Genomic DNA, 17,590 nt, shown 5'->3' with positions numbered 1-17,590 from the left:
GCGTCAGGAAAATGCGGATTTACAACGTTAAGCAAATTACAGCATAAAAAATCGATTCCCTTACAACATTAGGAATCGATTTTTTTAATTGAGCTTATTCAGCTAACGCATCCGTTAGTTGAATAAGCAATGATATAATATACTACAATTAAAAATTAGGAGTTGTAATATTTATGGATTTTTATATTGTTGATGTATTCGCAGAAGAAAAATATCAAGGTAACCAATTAGCTGTACTTATTCCCTCGAGAACTATATCTACTGAAGAAATGCAAAGGATCGCAAGAGAGATAAACTTTAATGAAACAACATTTATTTTATCTGGCAAACAAGACAACGGAGGATACGATGTTCGAATATTTACTCCTGATGTAGAGGTTCCTTTTGCTGGTCATCCAACATTAGGAACAGCATTTATCATTCAGAAAGTTTTAGAAAACAATGAAAGTAAACAAATAACTCTAAACCTTAAAGTAGGACAAATACCTGTAAATATTGAAGGTGAACAATTAATAATGAAGCAAAACCCACCCGAATTAGGAACGATTATTCCTGATCAAGATATTTTCACCGAAATATTACAGATACCAAATGAAGATATTGATTCCCGTTTCCCAATTCAAATTGTATCAACTGGATTACCAGCAGTAATTGTTCCTCTTTGTTCATTGGATGCTGTAAATCGTTGCAAGATCAATCATAATAATTATCAAAATTTCATTGATAACGTTATAAAAGCAAATATCCTTGTCTTTACTCCTGAAACCAAACTAAAAGAAAATGATTTAAATGTAAGAGTATTTTTAGATGACACAGGATTCCCAGAAGATCCTGCGACTGGAAGTGCAAACGGAAATCTTGCTGGATACCTTATCGCACATAACTTTTTTGAAAGTAAAAACATAGTGTACAGAGTTGAACAAGGATTCCAAATGGGAAGACCATCTATTTTAAATATACAAGCTAAAAATTCCCAAAATTCCATTCAAATCCTTGTAGGGGGTAAAGTATTTTTAATCGCAAAAGGAGAATGGTATTAACATAAGAAAGTCCAAATTCGGGCTTTTTTTAGACTAATATTTTATAATTTTATTAATAAACTTGCGATTCCCTTCAATAAGAAGCACTCACTACTTATTAAAGGATTCTGCCCAGTTAGTTTAAGTAGATAAAAAGGATGATAAAGGGGATAACATAATGCTAACAGAAAAAGTTCATATTGCCGTGCCAACAGCTTTTTTTGAAGATCAATCTTTAAATATTCAAGGGACAATAAGCCATATAAGAGACCTGTATAAACAAGGAGTAAAATCTGTTCTTGTCTCTGGAACTACTGGAGAACAGCATAGTCTAAACCTCCAAGAGAAAATTGAAATAATAAACGGTTTAGAACTGGAAGAAGAACTCATTAGTAATATGGAAATTATATTTGGTGTGGCTTCAATTAGACAGAAAGAGGCAGAGGAATTAGCTGAAAAGATTCGTCACACAAAAATATCAGGTATCATGCTTGGGTATCCACCGTATGTTATACCGACACAAGAAGAAGCATTCGTTTATACAAAGAGGATTATGCACCTTAGTAATAAACCTACAATTTTATATAACAATCCAAAAAGAACTGGATTTGATTTATCAGAGAAGAGTATTATTCAATTAAGTAAGATAGACTTAGTGGTTGGAATAAAAGATGCTGGCAATAAAGAAAAAGTTGAACGAATAAAAAACGGTATGCATAGAAATGATTTATATTTTTATGCTGGTGGAGAAGTGGATTTAGAAGAAAAAGTATTACATGGATATGATCGCCTTTCTTCCATTGCTGGGAATGTTTCTCCGACAGAAATTAGTCAATGGTTTCAAAAAATGCTTATGAAGCAAAAAGTAAGTAAACAAGAAAGCGAAAAAATAGAAAATATTATGGAACAAGTTTATCAAGGAAATGCTATTGTGAATCTGAAAAAAATCATTAATCATAAGGGTATCCCAATGGGGATTTGCAGGAGTCCAATAGGAAATATTTAATTAGATAGTGAAATATTTTAGACTGATTACTAAAATGTTTATCTCATCATGTAATATGTAGGTTGCGATTTCTGAACATTTTTTAATTTTCCTTACTCAATGTTTTTCAACTAAATGCTTCGTCAGCTTAATAAGTATTAAAAAATCGGTTCCTAAACAACGTTGTAAGGGAATCGTTGTTTTATGCTGTAATTTACTTAACGTTGTAAATCCGCATTTTCCTGAGGCTACCCCTAAAAGAAAGAGTGACTTCAACCACTAAAAAGGGGGCTGTTCCAAAAATCGATCAAATATCGACTTTTGGAACAGCCCCGTAAAACGGTTCGATTTTATTTCAAACCCATGTTCACAACCTCTTCTAAACTTTAACATAGATATCCAATTTTCTTTAAAGGCGTTATTCTACAATCTGGCCCTTATCTACAGTATTATCGACAAAAGCCTGATAGAATGCACCTTTTATCTTTGTGTACATGTGTGCCAAGATAAGTGGTTAAGGACTTGACTTGGAGCCTCTGTGGGTATGATTTGTCTTGAAAGGCTGAAGCAGTTGTTTCGTCAGGCGATCAAGCCTATCATACCCACCTCTCCAAATAAAGTCCTATCTTTGTGTACGTTGAAAACTATAAATAATTACTGTATATAATGCTTCCACAAAGATAGAAAACTACCATTTTTGTTATCATAAAATACGTTGAATACGGTGGAAAAACATACTGTAGATAATGGCCCGATTGCTGAATAACCTATTGCCATGTTAATACATGCTATTACCATAAACCAGTATTTTTGTAACACCTTTTCATCACCAAACTGACCTTTGATTTTATCAAGATTAGCAGTTACCAAAAATGATTACCAAAAGTATTACCAAAAGTATTACCAAATACCTTTACAATAAGGGCTCCTCTAGTAAAATAAAAATATACAAGTTTAATGGAGGTTACAAATGATAATTGGTTATGCTCGGGTGTCTACTATTGACCAAAACTTAGATCGGCAAATTGGTATGCTTAATGAATATGGTTGTGAAAAAATAATTAAGGAGAAGTTTACTGGTACGATTAAAGATCGAAAAGGACTTCATCAACTTTTTGATGTAATCAGGAAAGGCGATACAGTTGTAGTGGAGAGCATCTCTCGTTTAGGGCGTAAAACATTGGATATCCTCAATATTATTCAACAGTTAGAAGAGATGGGGGTGCAATTCATTTCTTTAAAAGAAAATATGGATACAAGAACCTCTACGGGCAAAGCCATGTTCCAAATGATGTGCGTCATTGCTGAATTAGAAAGAAACCTTATTGCTGAAAGAGTAAAGGAAGGACTCGAAGCAAGTAAAAGGCGTGGAAAAACATTAGGTAGACCCAAGTTGGATAAAGAAAAGCTTACTGTTGCGCTACGGATGTATGATAGTAAAGAATATTCTATAAAGGAGATAGTTTCGGCAACTGGAATATCTCAAGGCTCCTTATATAGAGCAGTCAATAGAAGGAAGCTTGAAGAAATTAAAAAATAGGGCGCATTTTATTATTTCTCCAAGCTTACTTTGCGGTCTACAGCAGGAACCCTGTCACTAAGCCAATAAAGAAGGATCTTAAAGTGGATAAATAATGCAATAATGCAATCCTAATGAAGTAGTTTTGTTCAATTAATGGGAGGCAGTTAGACAAAAAAGCAATATTATTTAATGTATAGTGAAGATCTTCTAGGAAAAAACCTGAAAAGATTTTAGTTGCATTTAAGATTGTAAATATACTTATTTTGCGAACAAAGAGGAATTTACTTAAAAAACTACAAAAAAGTTGATTTTTTAGTTTGGCAAATTTTTAGAATAGAAACCTGATAAAAATTATATCAGGAAATAAATAAGAAATATTCCCCAAATGTAGTAGTGAGAATAATAAGTGAAGTTAATTTAAATAACATGTAAATCTAAGAATATAAAACGATTAGTCTAAAACTATGTTAAGTTATTAGCAAAACAAATGTGAAGTGATCTATAAATTTAGATGTAATAGTTGAAGTTGATATGATTTAGCAACAAAATAAATAACGAAAAATTATTAATTAATAAAAATTTTTGTTTTCGTCTCATTTACTTGAGTAAACTCTTCATTTGAGACAGAAAACATGATAATGATTTAACTTCCTAGAATATATATTATGTAAACTAGAATAAAACATAAGAGTACCAATAAGTAATCCGTCCAAGTTTCCATCATGATTTTTATGGGGAACTTCTCCCCTTCAAATTAACCATAATGAATTGGATCGGTCTAATAAGTAACTATGTTGGAGGTTAATATAAATGAATTATTCTCAATCTGTTGATGATTTTTTAATGTATTTGCAAGTTGAAAAAACTATTTAATAAATACGATTGACAGCTATGATTTTGATTTTAAAATTTTCTATGACTTTTTAAAGTCTAATGACCGATCTTCTAATTTAGATGTATTAAATCCACATCAGCAGTTCATCGGTTTGTTCAGGACTGTACAAGGACAAAAAAGTCTAAACTAAATTTTATTCTACTCATTATTGTTACAAAGCTAATATTAGTTATGACAGTATATTACAAAATACAAGCCACATTTGTTAATTCTCATGCTTTCCTTATTGTTTTTTAGATTAGTGTTTATTCTTGGAGACAATATTCTGATAATTGGCAATATAATAATATTTTATGCTATATAAATTCTACACAACGCTTGTCTACTCGGCACCTAATTTAGAAGCAATCAATCATGTTTTGCGAAACGAAATGAGGTAATGTTTAATATTGTTAGTAACAACCGGTCTGAGACGTTCTGAACTCGTTTCATTAACATGGGAACAAGTTGATTTTTAAAGGCAAAAAAGAAGGATATTACCCCTTCATCCACACTTAAATCCGCTTCTAAAGGCCTATCAAGAATCTTTGAGACCATATCAAACGTATCCTTCTGAACATATTTTTATTTAGAAACACAGGAAAGCATTAGATCCGTACGGTTTGCATGTCATCTTTAAAAATGTGTTACAAAAGGCTGGCCTCCCTCCCGCTTTAGGCTACATCACTTACGGCATACCTTCGCAAACGTTAATTTACATATATAGAAAAACAAAGTAAATTTAAAATCTCTTTAATTAAAAGAACGTTTTCTAATTAAAACGTTCGTGTTTTATTCAAATTATGAAGTGTCCAGCCGATGGGAGAATTGTATTTTCGCTATTTAAACACGAATGTTATAATATTTTTTATGAAAATAATTCGTTAATTTTCTTTTGAAGTTATTTTAACAAGATGCATTATATAAAAAATCACTTTCATGCTACATATCTGTAGTGAAAGTGATTTTTTAATACTCTAACTAAAAATATCATCTAAAAAGTCTTTAGCACTTTTTTTGTGTTCTGTTTTTTCTCGGTGAACATCCACATTAAATGTTGCTAACAATTCTTGCAAATTTGGGTAACGCTGCTGATCAAAGTTATGATACTGTTCCTTAATAGAATGCTGAGTATACACTGTCTAGCTGTGCATGCTTACTTGGTGTTTTTAATAACTTCACATGTCCATCATTAATTTTCATTATATTAATGAAATATACATCTAGATACTGTAGTCCTTGCACCTCATCAATTTAAAAAATTCGGTCAAAGCCATATTGTTTTATATTCTGTTTTTCGTTTGCATTCGCATTTATTACTTCTGTGTTATTTTAAAACTGATTAAATAAAGGAAGTGAAGAAAATTAACTTATTTTTTCTCCACTTCCTTTCATTTTAGGACTTAAGTTTTCTAGATTCCCGGAATTAAAATAGTCAGATCATCCCCATCTACTGTACTATGGAAAGCATAAACAGGTTGATAATAGCCTTTGGAATCTAGATAGTAGCTTACCTCTATATTATGAATATGTAAGTTTTTTATCATTTTATTTTCAGAATAATATTTAAATTCCCCGTCTAAAATTTCTTTATACGCTTTTTGTTCGCTCTTTATTTGAATATTTCTTACCTTGTTATAGGTTACTAATTGATTGTCAATTACCTTCACTGTATCATCGTTATAATAACTTGCCGTTAAAGAACCATTTAATAGCTGCTTGCCTATCACCTTTTTATCTACCGTCCACTCATAAGTACCAGTATCGACTTTTTGAAACTGCGAGTCTTGTGGAATCTCTATGTTGAATTTCGCTAAGCTTCCTTTTAAGGTTTCTTCATCTACGTCTTGTCGCTCTTTATCTTCGCCGAAGCTTGAGTAATCCGTATAGCTATAACTTCCATCTAAGTATCGAAACCATATATTATAAGATTCCTTCCCTCTGATCCAATAAACCCCGTCATCGTGATAGGAAATAATTTCCATATTGAATGTACCAAGGTGCATTCTTTTAAAAAAATCGATGACAAATTCATTAGCAGCTTTCTTCGTATAGCTCGGTGCTTTATATATTGGAACGGTTTGTTTTTGATCACTAAGCTGTACATCAGTAGTGATTGTTGATTGTGCCATATTCGTTTTATAAATGGGCGCGATAGAAAGATTCCCAAACTCTTTCAAATGATAAACTGTAAATGTGCTTCCGAACAAAATCAATACTAGCAATAAAGGTGAAAAGGATAGTAAAGATGGTTTGATTCTTTTTTCTTTCATTGTGATGAACCCATTCGTGATTCCATAGCCGATAATCGCACCAAGTAAATTATTAAATAGATCATCAATATCAAAGTTTCCATACCCTGTAATGAATTGGGAGATTTCAATCGAAAGAGTAAAGAAGAATGCCACTCCGATTGTCCAAATCGCTCTTTTAAAGCGTGAATACAGTAGTGGAAAAAGAATACCGAACGGTACAAACATGACTATATTTAAAATCACGAACTGCCAATGTCTCACGTTAAAGTTATACCAGGCTTCCCTGTAAGTACTGAAAAAGGATAAATTCATTCCACCATAAAAATCCGAGCCTCTATTTAAAAAGGTTACTCCTAGCACCATGATTACATATCCAATAAACAAGCCTCCAAAAAACAATTGCTTCTTTGGAAGTCGTTTCTTTCCTTTTAAAAGCTTTCGGTAGACAATGAAATACCCGATAAAGAAAACAACCCCTAAAACAATTAATGCCATGAATGCTAAAAGAAAATATTCTCTTACGATGCCAATGATTTCTTGTAATCTCATTTCCTCTCTCCCTCAAAACTATGTTTCTATTTCTAAAATTTTACACTTATTCACTATATCACTTCTTGAAATATTGAGAAACATTAAGCACCTAACGTTTTCTAAGCAACAAAAAAGCCTTCTCTTATTTCAAGAAAAGACTCTTTTAACATTTACTTCCTATTATCCAACAAACGAATGGCTTTCTCAATTTTCTCAATGGTTTTTCCAAATCCAAAATTCGGAACTTTTGTGTGAGGTTGTGTGGTTTTTCTTTTGATTGATCGCTTTAAACCCATTTTTCTCACTCCCGTATAGCTTCTTGTTATCCATCCTATACAGGGAGCCTCTCTTTTATACATCAAAAAAGCGAGGAGCTTGTTGACTCCTCGCTTTTTCTTTCAATCTATTATTCTTTTATCTTGTGTAAGTGAGTTCAACCGCTTTGTCGTTGGCAGACAGCACATCATTGAACCCTTCGGCTACCGCTATACGAGTTTTTGGCTTTAAAGAGTTATCGGATGCCGCTCTTGTTTTGACTTTGCCTCTTCTAAGCCCTGACGACTTACCAGTGACAATTGCTACTCTTCTTTTTTGCATATGAAGCATCCCCCTTTACATTGTTCTCTCTTTATTATAACACACTCATTTTTCCTGTTCATCTACATACCGATCATTTTCTGCATTCTCTTGTGCTTCCTCGTTCATAATTTCTTCAGCATCCGTCATATACCAATCAAAGATGACTAGCAGATTTAAAATATGAGATGCATCAATGCCATCAACTAACCCTTCTTTGCTTTCAATGGTCACAATCAAGCTGTAAAAATCACCGAAATACGGGATGGCAATGAGTTCTCCTTCTTTTAAAATAAGCGTTTCCCCTCTTGAAAAGGAGTTTACCATCGCATCTCGATCTTCCTGTTTATGTAAAAATTCAATTGCATGCCTAATGCTAATGTTATCAATTTGTGTTTTAATGTTTTCCTTCTTCTGTTCTTCATCTGTTGGTGAAGCAAACAGAAAGAATGAAATAGAGAAGCTTAATGTATCGGAATACAGTTCCAAATACTCCTTCAATTGATCTTTGTATTCATTCATCGTAACAGGGATTGGTCTTTCATTAAAATGAACATTTGTGTATTGAATGATTTGTGAAAACTTCTCTACCTTTTTCGCGTTTTTCAGAATGACTTTCTTACTTTCTGACAAGGCTTCTCTCACTTCATCTTCATGTTTTAATTCTGTGTTCCAAATTTTTAAAATGTTAGGATTCTGAAACACTGCTAAATCTACAAATAAAGCTAACGCAGCCAACTGCGTGAGAAGCTTCCAATCATTGTAGTCGATATTTCCTGAAATAATGCCGTAAATAACAAAGAGCAAAAACATCGTATAAAAGGTTCTTCGTATTCGACCTAGGTTGTTATGATATCCTTTACTGTTCATCCAATAGTAAGCTAGGACAATCAGTAAAAGAAGAGCCACTCCACCAAACATCATTTTCATAAATGGAACATGAAAAACATACAGCAACACAGATACAATCGTTGCCGACAAACTAAGTAAAATTCCAAATACCCATAAAAAATGAATCTTCTTCTTTCCAATATGTACGTCCATTCCAACTCCCCTTTTAACTATCAGTACATTTCTTCTATGTATAAACCACTTTAGTTTATCAAATAAACAATGAAAAAACCTCCTCTAGAAAGAGAAGGTTTCATACGAAAATACTTTTTTAGATCTTGAGAGTTAGCGCGTAAACCCAATTATGAAAAGATGACCAATCTATTTATCTAGCAGATTTGAGTTTAATTTTTCATAACTTCGTTGCTTGTAACAACATAGCCTCCCCTAAAAAGGATACAACCTGAGTGTCATTGAGCTGAATACGAAATTTGTGTTTCACCTTTTCCGAAGCTTTTACAATCAATTCGTTTAAAGCTGTTTTCTCTATGTCTGACAAATGCATGCGATCACACCAGCTCTCAAACTCAAACCGTTTTTCAAAGCGGTACAATTGCTGTGTTTCAAATCCATTTAATTCGAGCATTTGTAGCCACTCTGTCTTTTTCCATGCTCGATAATGACTATAGTCTCTCATTTTTTCAATCTCATTATAAAAGTGATCAAATTCATCGTCCTCAGGAGCAACGTTATCGTCTACTAAAAATTGTCCCCCGGCTTTTAAAACACGATAAGCTTCCCTTATAAAATGTTCAACGTTTGGAAAATGGTGAGGGGCAATACGACAAGTCACGATATCAAAGGTTTCGTCGGGAAAAGGTAGTTTTTCAGCATCGCCTGCAACAAACACAACGTTAGCATGTCCGTTTCCTTTTATAAACCTTTCAGCAGCCGCTAGCATTTCTGGTGTCAAATCCAGGGCTGTCACCTTTTGGACAAGGGGAGCGAGCGCGTTCGCTGTATGTCCCCCACCTGTAGCTACATCAAGCACTTCTTCCCTTCCTGTTGGACAAGCCATTTCTACTAATTTTTTTAAATCAGCACCTTTACTGTGTCCTTTGCTTTTCACATAAGCATCAGCACTACGACCAAATTGCTTTTGAACGTCCTTTTTGATATCCATTGGGTTTCCTCCTTATTTTAAAGATGTTGTAAACACATAACTTACTTTGTCATACTTCATTTTATTTTCATAAAAACGATGGGCATCTATGCGCTGTAGTCCTGAAGATAAAGCAATCCTTTCATACTTATTTGCTATTGCCCATTCATGAGCATATGTAAGCAGCTTTTTCCCGTATCCTTTTGCACGCTGGTTTGTATCTGTCACTAAGTCACAAACCCAAACGAATCGACCATAATAGAGTGTGATCATTGATTTAAAACCAATTACTGCAACCATTTCATCATGATCGAATAAGGCAAACATTTTGTATTTCTCTTTTTCTTGAGCCTCAGCCACTAAATCAAGATAAGATCTTTCATCAAGCTGAGTTCGTAGCTGCTTCATGATTGAGAATGCCTCAATTATTTCATTATGTGATTGAAGCTCTTTAATTGTTAAAGTATCCATCACTGAATCTCCTCTTTTAGATTTTGCTGAAATCATGTAAGGCTGAGTATGTATTCTACGATATTTTTAGAAAAATACATGTTCACTAATAGATACTCCGTCTTATTTTGTTCCACCTGCTACAAACCGTTTAGATTATAAAGAAATTTTATTCTTCCTTAGAGAAGATTATGTGGGCTGTTTTGTTGATCATAGAAAGATAAAAAATGGTTATTAGCGTTCGAATCTGTGGCAAAATAGTGTAAGATGATTATTCCATCTACATGAAATATGTGCTATCATTACGAATGTACGTTCCCTATTAGGGATATCATGAAAAAAGAGGTGTGTATGTATGATTTTAGGAGCTCATGCTTATTTACGAATGAATGGTAATGGAAAAGAAGCTGTGAAATTTTATGAAAATGCATTTGAGGCAGAGGTTCTTGGAGTTCAAACGTACGGAGACTTGCCTGAAAACCCAGAGTTTTCGCTTCCTGCTGAAGCAAAGGATCTTGTCGTGCACGCACAATTAAAGGTCGGTAGTACGTTCCTTATGCTATCTGATACATTCCCAGGTCAACCATATGAGACTGGCTCACAAGTTGATGTAGCAATCACCCTGAATGATGTGAAAACATCAAAAGAAGTATTTGAAAAGCTACAAGAAGGTGGCGAAGTGATCATGCCCCTACAAGAAACGCCTTGGAGTCCTTCATACGGACAAATAAAAGATAAATTCGGTGTAACCTGGCAGATTTCAACATTAGAGCTTTAAAAGCACCATTCCCTTCTGCTATTTAGTACATAAGTTGAAGATCACTGAGCTGTTTAGGCAGCTCTTTTTTTACTAAATAGACAGGATAATCGGATTGGGTTCAAGAATGTATGAAGAGTGACAATGAACTAGGGATGTTTAGAAAGAAAGGAAGTGCAAGACAATGGATTTCGAAACGGTTATGCAGGAATTAGAAGCGCTCGGCAAGGAACGAACGAAAAAGACATACATAAGCAATGGTGCACACGAGCCGCTTTTTGGAGTGGCTACAGGTGCAATGAAGCCACTTGCAAAGAAAATCAAGAAAAATCAGCCTTTAGCCGATCGGCTCTATGCCACTGGGAACTATGATGCTATGTATTTTGCGGGCATCATTGCAGATCCGCTGGCAATGACTGAAGCAGATTTTGAGCGTTGGATCGATGGCGCATATTTTTACATGCTATCAGATTTTGTCGTTGCCGTAACGTTAGCAGAAACTGAATTTGCGCAGGCTGTTGCCGATAAATGGATCGCAAGCGGTGAAGAACTTAAAATGTCGGCAGGCTGGAGCTGTTACTGCTGGCTGTTAGGGAATCGCCCGGACGCTGAATTTAGCGAAAGCCCGCTTGCGAGCATGCTTGATATGGTGAAAAATACGATTCACGATTCTCCTGATCGAACAAAATCCGCTATGAATAATTTTATTTACACAGTTGGGATTTCCTATTTACCGCTCCATGATAAGGCAGTTGAAACCGCTAAGGCTGTAGGTCCAGTCGAAATCAAGCGGGATAAGAAAAAAAGCAGTATCGTCCTTGCTTTCGAACGCATTCAAAAGGATGTAGATCGAGGAATGCTTGGTTTTAAACGTAAACATGTAAGGTGTTAACATCATTAGCAAAAGCTGAAAGCATGCAAATTTTATTTCTTTCTTGCATGCTTTCAGCTTTTTATATTCGACTACAATCTCTTTATAACGAAATAGCTCCTGTAAATAAAGCAACCAAAATCATGACTACACAAGTTCCGACTGCCCACTTTAAGATAAATTTTTGATGATCTCCAAAATCTACCTTGGCCATCCCCACCAATAAATGAGTAGAAGCAATTAACGGACTCATCGCATGGATTGGTTGTCCAAGAACAGAGGCGCGTGCAATTTCTACTGGATCTACTCCGTATGCCGCAGCCGTTTGAGCTATAATAGGTACGACTCCAAAATAATAAGGATCAATTAAAGTAAAGAATCTCAGAAAGAATCTTGCAGCCTTGTATGTTTTCGAAAGCTTCCCTTCCTTCTTCTTCAGTGTCAAATTCAAACATCGTAATATTATCCTTTGAATAAAGAGTAATCACCCACATAATAAATTCCCCCAATAGATAACTTTTCATCACTTCCCATAAACTGATCAGGAATTCCAAAAGCAACATATTTTTCATTTATTGTTCTAAATCTACTCTTTTTTATTGTCATCATCATTATTTAAAACTTCATTGATTTCTGCACCTTAACCAAAATCAACATAAGACATGCCGATCCCAGGGCTGATTTGTTGTTAAAAACGTAGCTAATTCTTTACTTTTTTGTTTTCTTTCTTTACGCATCCTTGCTCGCTCTGGCGCGGTTTCATGTAACTTTCTCTCTTCTTCTGTTTCAGGGATCACTTGTGGAACATGCGTCGGTCGTTTCTTTTCATTAAGTGCGACAAATGTTAAGAGGGCAGTCGCCGCCATTTTACGCTTACCACTTTTTAAGTCTTCAGCTATAATTTTTACAAATACCTCCATTGAAGATGTGCCTGTCCATGTCACATAGGATTCGAAACAGACTGAATCTGTTGGTTGAACAGGATGTAAAAAATCAACTGAATCAGTTGAAGCCGTTACACATTCTCTTCGACTATGGCGCGCTGCGGAAATGGAGGCGACTTGGTCCAAATCACTCATTAACTTACCGCCAAATAACGTATTGTGATTATTTACATCGTTTGGGAATACACGACTCGTTCGTATCACTCGTGATTCCTTGCAATATTTTGCCTCCATACACACATCTCCTTAAATCATATCAATCTGTTGACGTTATATTTACATCATTATAGGGTTATCTTCACTCCTATGTACTCGTCAATAGGAATTCAAGACTGGATTGCTTCGAAGACTTACTTTTAGCTTCTCATTAAGAATCTAGCGCTCCTTCTTACTGAGAAGCCACTTCTAATAACTTATTTTATTAAACTTTTAGCCTTCTAATAATAAAGATTCTGGATCTTCCAACATCTCTTTTATCATAGCCAGGAAGCTAACAGCTTCTTTTCCATCGACAATTCGGTGATCATAAGAAAGGGCAATATACATCATTGGACGGTTTTCAATTCGATCGTTATCGATAGCTATCGGTCTTGTTTGAATCTTATGCATACCGAGAATCCCTACTTGTGGAGCGTTTAAGATCGGTGTTGACATCAGAGATCCAAAAACTCCGCCATTTGTAATGGTAAATGTACCACCTTGTAACTCTTTTAATGTCAGGGCATTGTCGCGTGCTTTTTTGCCAAGATGGCCAATTTCTCGTTCAATTTCTGCGAAGCTTTTTTGATTCGCATCACGCACAACCGGTACGACCAATCCCTCCGGAGCTGCTACTGCGATTCCGATATCATAAAATTTCTTCAAGACAAGCTCATCCTCTTGAATTTCGGCATTCAAAAGCGGGTATTGCTTTAAAGCTGCTACCACAGCTTTCGTAAAGAACGACATGAATCCGAGACGAACATCATGTTTTTCAAAAAAGGCATCTTTGCGTTTTTTGCGCAAGTCCATAACGGCCGACATATCGACTTCATTAAACGTTGTTAACATTGCCGCAGTATGTTGGACTTCCACGAGTCGTTTGGCGATGGTTTGACGGCGGCGGGACATTTTTATGCGTTCTACTGATTTGTCAATCTCGGTATCTGCTTGTTTAGTTGCTGGCTTGGAACTCGTCTTTTCTGATTGTAGCTCTTCTTTTGCAACAGGTGTCTGCGCGTGTGCTTTCACATCATGCGGTCTGATTCTGCCAAGCGGGTCGCTGCTGACTACTTGATGTAATTCGATTCCTAGTTCTCTTGCCAGTTTTCTTGCTGCCGGTGAAGCAATCGGGTGTGCTGTCTTTGGAAGTTCTAGCGCTGGCGGAGTGCTTGGTGGATCCACCGCTTCTTTTACCGATTTTTCTAGAGCTGCTGGAACAGCATGCGCGGCACCTTCTGCAACATTCTCATCTAATATGGCGATCACATCACCTACTTCTACCGTATCGCCAGGCTCTTTTATTACTTTTGTTATGACACCTGAATATTCGGTGTTTACTTCTAAATTGACTTTGTCTGTTTCCAGTTCTACTACACCTTCTCCTTTGGTCACTTTATCACCAATCGTTACGAGCCATTGCAAAATGGTTCCCTCTGAAATGGATTCTGCTAGATCTGGTACTTTGATTTCAATCATGTAACTTCTCCTCCCGGGTCTTTTTAGTCTTTCTATCTAATTAAATGTTTTAACAAGAGTTTCGCTGATTGTGATCGTTAGTTTATAACAACGATATTTCTTGGTTCTGTATATCTACTAGACTTGCAATTTTCAATGTTTGATCGACAATGCGTTCTTGTTCTTTCTTATGAACAATCGGGTCGCCGCCTGCAGGGCTGGAACGATCCGGACGTCCAATGTACCCTACTTTTAGGCTACCGGAAGCGAGTTCAAACAGGATAGGGGCGATATAATGCCATGCTCCCATATTTTTCGGTTCTTCTTGCACCCAGACTATTTCTTCTAAGTTCGGATAACGTTGTAAGATTGCTTCCACTTTTTCTTTCGGAAATGGATACAATTGTTCGATGCGAATGATGTGTATTTCATCCAGGCTTCGCTTTTCTATTGTTGCTTCGATTTTCGCGGCCAAATCAATCGCCATTTTCCCCGTTGTGAATACTAAACGCTTCACTTTGTTCACATTGGTTCCAAGGTGCGGATGTTCCACTACCGTTTGGAAATGACCTTCGCTAAGCTCTACGCCAACAGAGGCGGTCAGTGAATGACGCAACAGACTTTTCGGTGTCATAATGACTAAAGGTCGAACAAACTCGGTTCCTAAAATGGCTGCCTGACGACGTAAAACATGAAAATATTGGGCTGCACTTGTCAAGTTAGCAACCGTCCAGTTGTTTTCAGCTGCCAACTGTAAAAAGCGTTCCGGACGGGCGCTGGAGTGTTCAGGACCTTGGCCTTCATAACCGTGAGGCAATAGGAGGACGAATCCTGACTTTTGTCCCCATTTCGCTCTCGCTGCGGAAATGAATTGATCAAAGAGCGCCTGAGCGGTGTTGACAAAGTCACCGTATTGCGCTTCCCAAATCACAAGGGTTTCAGGCGCAAACACATTATAGCCATATTCAAAACCGACAACTCCCGCTTCCGACAGCGGGCTATTGTGAACCGCAAACGAAGCGCGAGCTTGCGGGATACGATGCAAAGGTGAAAAGGTTTCGTTTGTTTCGGTGTCATGCAGTACAATGTGACGCTGCGCAAACGTTCCACGCTCCGAATCCTGACCGGTTAGACGAATCGGCGTGCCCTCCTTTAGCATCGTCGCGAATGCCAAGGCTTCCGCTACCGCCCATTCTACTTTTCCGTTCTCTTCCAAAGCATTTTCACGACGTTCTAGAATGCGCTTTAATTTTGGATACACATGAAAACCTTCCGGCCATCTCAGTAATTCCTGATTTAATTCACGAAGGGTATCAAGCGGCACCTTCGTTTCGATACTCGGAATTCCTTTGGCAATAACCCCCGGTACCTTTACTTCTGCGACTGGTTCTTCCTGCTTCTTCTCTGACGCTTTGTCATACTCAGCTTGCAAGGTTTCTTGCACGCTACGATAGATTTGTTCGATTTCTTCTTGACGGAGAATACCGTTCGTTTGTAATTGGTCGGCATATAATGCTCTTACGGTTGTATGTTTTGTAATTTTTTTGTACACCTGCGGCTGGGTGACCGCCGGATCATCCATTTCATTATGTCCAAAGCGTCGATATCCGACCAAGTCAATCAAAAAGTCTTTTTGGAAGCGTACCCTGTATTGATACGCAAGATTGATGGCTGCTAGACAAGCTTCTGGATCATCTGCATTCACATGTACAACCGGAATTTCGTATCCTTTCGCCAGGTCACTCGCATATCTTGTAAAACGGGAATCATGGCTGTCTGTCGTAAAGCCGACCATGTTGTTCGCAATGATATGGATCGTTCCTCCTGTTTGATATCCTTTTAATCCCCCTAAATTCAAGGTTTCCGCTACAATTCCCTGACCAGGAAACGCCGCATCGCCATGGACTAAAATCGCAAACGCCTTTGAAGTATCCTGTTCAGGGTAGCCGGCTTTATGGCGTTCTTCTTGAGCTGCTCTAGCAAACCCCTCTACCACCGGATCGACAAATTCAAGATGGCTCGGGTTATTCGCTAAGGTAATACGGGTACGAACCGCACCGGAACCTTTCGTGAATCTGTTTCTACCTAAATGGTATTTCACATCTCCCGTCCATCCCTCGCTAATGTCAACTAAATCTCCTGATGGTCCTTGTGGTTTTGCGGAAGAATGCTGGAATTCAGAGAAAATCTTATGGTACGGTTTTTCCAACACATGTGCTAAGACACTTAAACGGCCGCGGTGTGCCATTCCAATCATGACATTACGTACACCATCCTCGACACCTTCGCGAACCGCATCATCGAGCATCGGTACCAGCATGTCGACTCCTTCAATGGAGAATCGCTTTTGACCGACAAAAGTTTTGTGTAAAAACTGTTCAAATCCTTCGACTTCTGCCAGCCGCTTTAACAGGTTTGTGCGCTCATTTTTTGATAGTGCACGCTTTAAAGCACCGCTTTCCACCATCTGAGTTAACCATGTTCGTTCTTCCATATCGTGTACATGACCGAACTCGTAGGCTAATGAGCCAGTGTACATGTTTTTTAACTGGTTTACTGCATCGAATGCACTGTGAATACCCTTTGGAGCATCAGTCCATACCATTTTTGCAGAAATCGCTTTCAAATCATCGTTGCTTAAACCATATCTTTCAGGAGTTGGTAAAGGGTGATCTTTTCCCTTCTTCTCTAACGGGTTAATTCGGGCCGCTAAATGTCCATATGAACGAATGTCATCAAGTAGTTTTACTATTTTTATTACTTTTTCCGTACCTGCCACATCGTTAGGAACAGGACATGCACTTTCAATGCTTTTTTGGAATTGGTTTGTTTCAAAAAATAAAGGAGAACCCCGTCTTACAAAAAGTTCCTTTAATTCTGGATCAACGGAGTCAGCACCATTTACATACTGCTCATATTGTTCCATTACATAGCCAAGGTTCGGACCATGAAAATTGTCCCATGGATTTTGTTGATCTTTCTGTAATGTCAATTACAATACCCCCTTGATTGTGTTACTTCTTATATTTTGTATTGCCTAATTAGAGAAGCAATTATTGATTGCTTACAGATAAGGATAATGTAATAATTGAAATAAATAAAATGCCAAAAAATTATATTTAAATATAAAAAATATTTATATGGGAAGGATTGAAAA

Annotated in this window: 14 protein-coding genes and 1 pseudogene; 5 read left to right on the top strand and 10 right to left on the bottom strand. The window is 36.7% G+C overall.

Annotation, left to right across the window (positions count from 1 at the left end; translation table 11 throughout):
* The first annotated feature begins 173 nt into the window (after positions 1-173).
* The 3 genes from K9V48_RS06870 (at position 174) to K9V48_RS06860 (ending at position 3,544) form a co-directional block, all read left to right on the top strand.
* Positions 174-1,040, top strand: coding sequence for a PhzF family phenazine biosynthesis protein (locus K9V48_RS06870; RefSeq protein WP_224137970.1), 867 nt, complete (start codon positions 174-176; stop codon positions 1,038-1,040).
* Between the two features lie 157 nt (positions 1,041-1,197).
* On the top strand, positions 1,198-2,025 hold the full coding sequence (locus K9V48_RS06865) for a dihydrodipicolinate synthase family protein (protein ID WP_224137969.1): 828 nt from the start codon (positions 1,198-1,200) through the stop codon (positions 2,023-2,025).
* A 949-nt stretch (positions 2,026-2,974) separates the two neighbouring features.
* On the top strand, positions 2,975-3,544 hold the full coding sequence (locus K9V48_RS06860; RefSeq protein WP_224137968.1) for a recombinase family protein: 570 nt from the start codon (positions 2,975-2,977) through the stop codon (positions 3,542-3,544).
* Positions 3,545-5,812: 2,268 nt separating this feature from the next.
* Here the strand turns inward: K9V48_RS06860 and K9V48_RS06855 are convergent.
* From K9V48_RS06855 to K9V48_RS06835, 5 genes are all read right to left on the bottom strand, one after another.
* Complete coding sequence (locus tag K9V48_RS06855) at positions 5,813-7,204, bottom strand: VanZ family protein (protein WP_224137967.1); 1,392 nt, start codon at positions 7,202-7,204, stop codon at positions 5,813-5,815.
* A gap of 396 nt (positions 7,205-7,600) precedes the next feature.
* Positions 7,601-7,783 carry a hypothetical protein gene (locus K9V48_RS06850; RefSeq protein WP_224137966.1) on the bottom strand — a complete coding sequence of 61 codons (183 nt, stop codon included), beginning with the start codon at positions 7,781-7,783 and terminating at the stop codon, positions 7,601-7,603.
* A gap of 45 nt (positions 7,784-7,828) precedes the next feature.
* Positions 7,829-8,806, bottom strand: a complete 978-nt coding sequence (locus K9V48_RS06845; RefSeq protein WP_224137965.1) for a type II toxin-antitoxin system SpoIISA family toxin — start codon at positions 8,804-8,806, stop codon at positions 7,829-7,831.
* A 199-nt stretch (positions 8,807-9,005) separates the two neighbouring features.
* Entirely contained in the window at positions 9,006-9,776 is a 771-nt protein-coding gene (locus K9V48_RS06840; protein WP_224137964.1) for a class I SAM-dependent methyltransferase, read from the bottom strand.
* A 12-nt stretch (positions 9,777-9,788) separates the two neighbouring features.
* Positions 9,789-10,226, bottom strand: coding sequence for a GNAT family N-acetyltransferase (locus K9V48_RS06835; protein ID WP_224137963.1), 438 nt, complete (start codon positions 10,224-10,226; stop codon positions 9,789-9,791).
* 334 nt (positions 10,227-10,560) lie between these two features.
* Between K9V48_RS06835 and K9V48_RS06830 the strand changes: the two genes are divergently transcribed.
* Positions 10,561-10,983 (top strand): VOC family protein, encoded by a 423-nt coding sequence (locus K9V48_RS06830; protein WP_224137962.1) that lies wholly within the window; start codon positions 10,561-10,563, stop codon positions 10,981-10,983.
* Between the two features lie 163 nt (positions 10,984-11,146).
* Positions 11,147-11,854 carry a DNA alkylation repair protein gene (locus tag K9V48_RS06825; protein WP_224137961.1) on the top strand — a complete coding sequence of 236 codons (708 nt, stop codon included), beginning with the start codon at positions 11,147-11,149 and terminating at the stop codon, positions 11,852-11,854.
* An 82-nt stretch (positions 11,855-11,936) separates the two neighbouring features.
* On the opposite strand, the pseudogene K9V48_RS06820 reads toward K9V48_RS06825, so the two are convergent.
* The 5 genes and pseudogenes from K9V48_RS06820 to K9V48_RS06800 all read right to left on the bottom strand — a co-directional run.
* A pseudogene (locus K9V48_RS06820) lies at positions 11,937-12,212 on the bottom strand (citrate transporter); the annotation flags it as partial.
* A gap of 83 nt (positions 12,213-12,295) precedes the next feature.
* Complete coding sequence (locus K9V48_RS06815; RefSeq protein WP_224138031.1) at positions 12,296-12,445, bottom strand: hypothetical protein; 150 nt, start codon at positions 12,443-12,445, stop codon at positions 12,296-12,298.
* A gap of 38 nt (positions 12,446-12,483) precedes the next feature.
* Positions 12,484-13,011: an acyl-CoA thioesterase gene (locus K9V48_RS06810; RefSeq protein ID WP_224137960.1), complete on the bottom strand. Its 528-nt coding sequence runs from the start codon at positions 13,009-13,011 to the stop codon at positions 12,484-12,486.
* A gap of 195 nt (positions 13,012-13,206) precedes the next feature.
* Complete coding sequence (odhB, locus tag K9V48_RS06805) at positions 13,207-14,454, bottom strand: 2-oxoglutarate dehydrogenase complex dihydrolipoyllysine-residue succinyltransferase (protein WP_224137959.1); 1,248 nt, start codon at positions 14,452-14,454, stop codon at positions 13,207-13,209.
* A gap of 82 nt (positions 14,455-14,536) precedes the next feature.
* The gene (locus K9V48_RS06800) at positions 14,537-17,425 is read right to left on the bottom strand and encodes a 2-oxoglutarate dehydrogenase E1 component (protein WP_263432750.1); all 2,889 of its coding nucleotides are present in this window, start codon (positions 17,423-17,425) and stop codon (positions 14,537-14,539) included.
* Between the last annotated feature and the right edge of the window lie 165 nt (positions 17,426-17,590).

The organism is Metabacillus rhizolycopersici, assembly GCF_020075705.1.
This window is presented reverse-complemented; position numbering and strand designations above follow the sequence as displayed.

Bases quoted from the DNA above. Each gene is read 5' to 3' on its own strand.
- K9V48_RS06840 (WP_224137964.1), bottom strand. From the start codon at position 9,776: ATGGATATCAAAAAGGACGTTCAAAAGCAATTTGGTCGTAGTGCTGAT.
- K9V48_RS06850 (WP_224137966.1), bottom strand. From the start codon at position 7,783: ATGCAAAAAAGAAGAGTAGCAATTGTCACTGGTAAGTCGTCAGGGCTT.
- K9V48_RS06855 (WP_224137967.1), bottom strand. From the start codon at position 7,204: ATGAGATTACAAGAAATCATTGGCATCGTAAGAGAATATTTTCTTTTA.
- K9V48_RS06810 (WP_224137960.1), bottom strand. From the start codon at position 13,011: ATGGAGGCAAAATATTGCAAGGAATCACGAGTGATACGAACGAGTCGT.
- K9V48_RS06835 (WP_224137963.1), bottom strand. From the start codon at position 10,226: ATGGATACTTTAACAATTAAAGAGCTTCAATCACATAATGAAATAATT.
- K9V48_RS06815 (WP_224138031.1), bottom strand. From the start codon at position 12,445: ATGATGATGACAATAAAAAAGAGTAGATTTAGAACAATAAATGAAAAA.
- K9V48_RS06865 (WP_224137969.1), top strand. From the start codon at position 1,198: ATGCTAACAGAAAAAGTTCATATTGCCGTGCCAACAGCTTTTTTTGAA.
- odhB (WP_224137959.1), bottom strand. From the start codon at position 14,454: ATGATTGAAATCAAAGTACCAGATCTAGCAGAATCCATTTCAGAGGGA.
- K9V48_RS06825 (WP_224137961.1), top strand. From the start codon at position 11,147: ATGGATTTCGAAACGGTTATGCAGGAATTAGAAGCGCTCGGCAAGGAA.
- K9V48_RS06845 (WP_224137965.1), bottom strand. From the start codon at position 8,806: ATGGACGTACATATTGGAAAGAAGAAGATTCATTTTTTATGGGTATTT.
- K9V48_RS06870 (WP_224137970.1), top strand. From the start codon at position 174: ATGGATTTTTATATTGTTGATGTATTCGCAGAAGAAAAATATCAAGGT.
- K9V48_RS06830 (WP_224137962.1), top strand. From the start codon at position 10,561: ATGATTTTAGGAGCTCATGCTTATTTACGAATGAATGGTAATGGAAAA.
- K9V48_RS06860 (WP_224137968.1), top strand. From the start codon at position 2,975: ATGATAATTGGTTATGCTCGGGTGTCTACTATTGACCAAAACTTAGAT.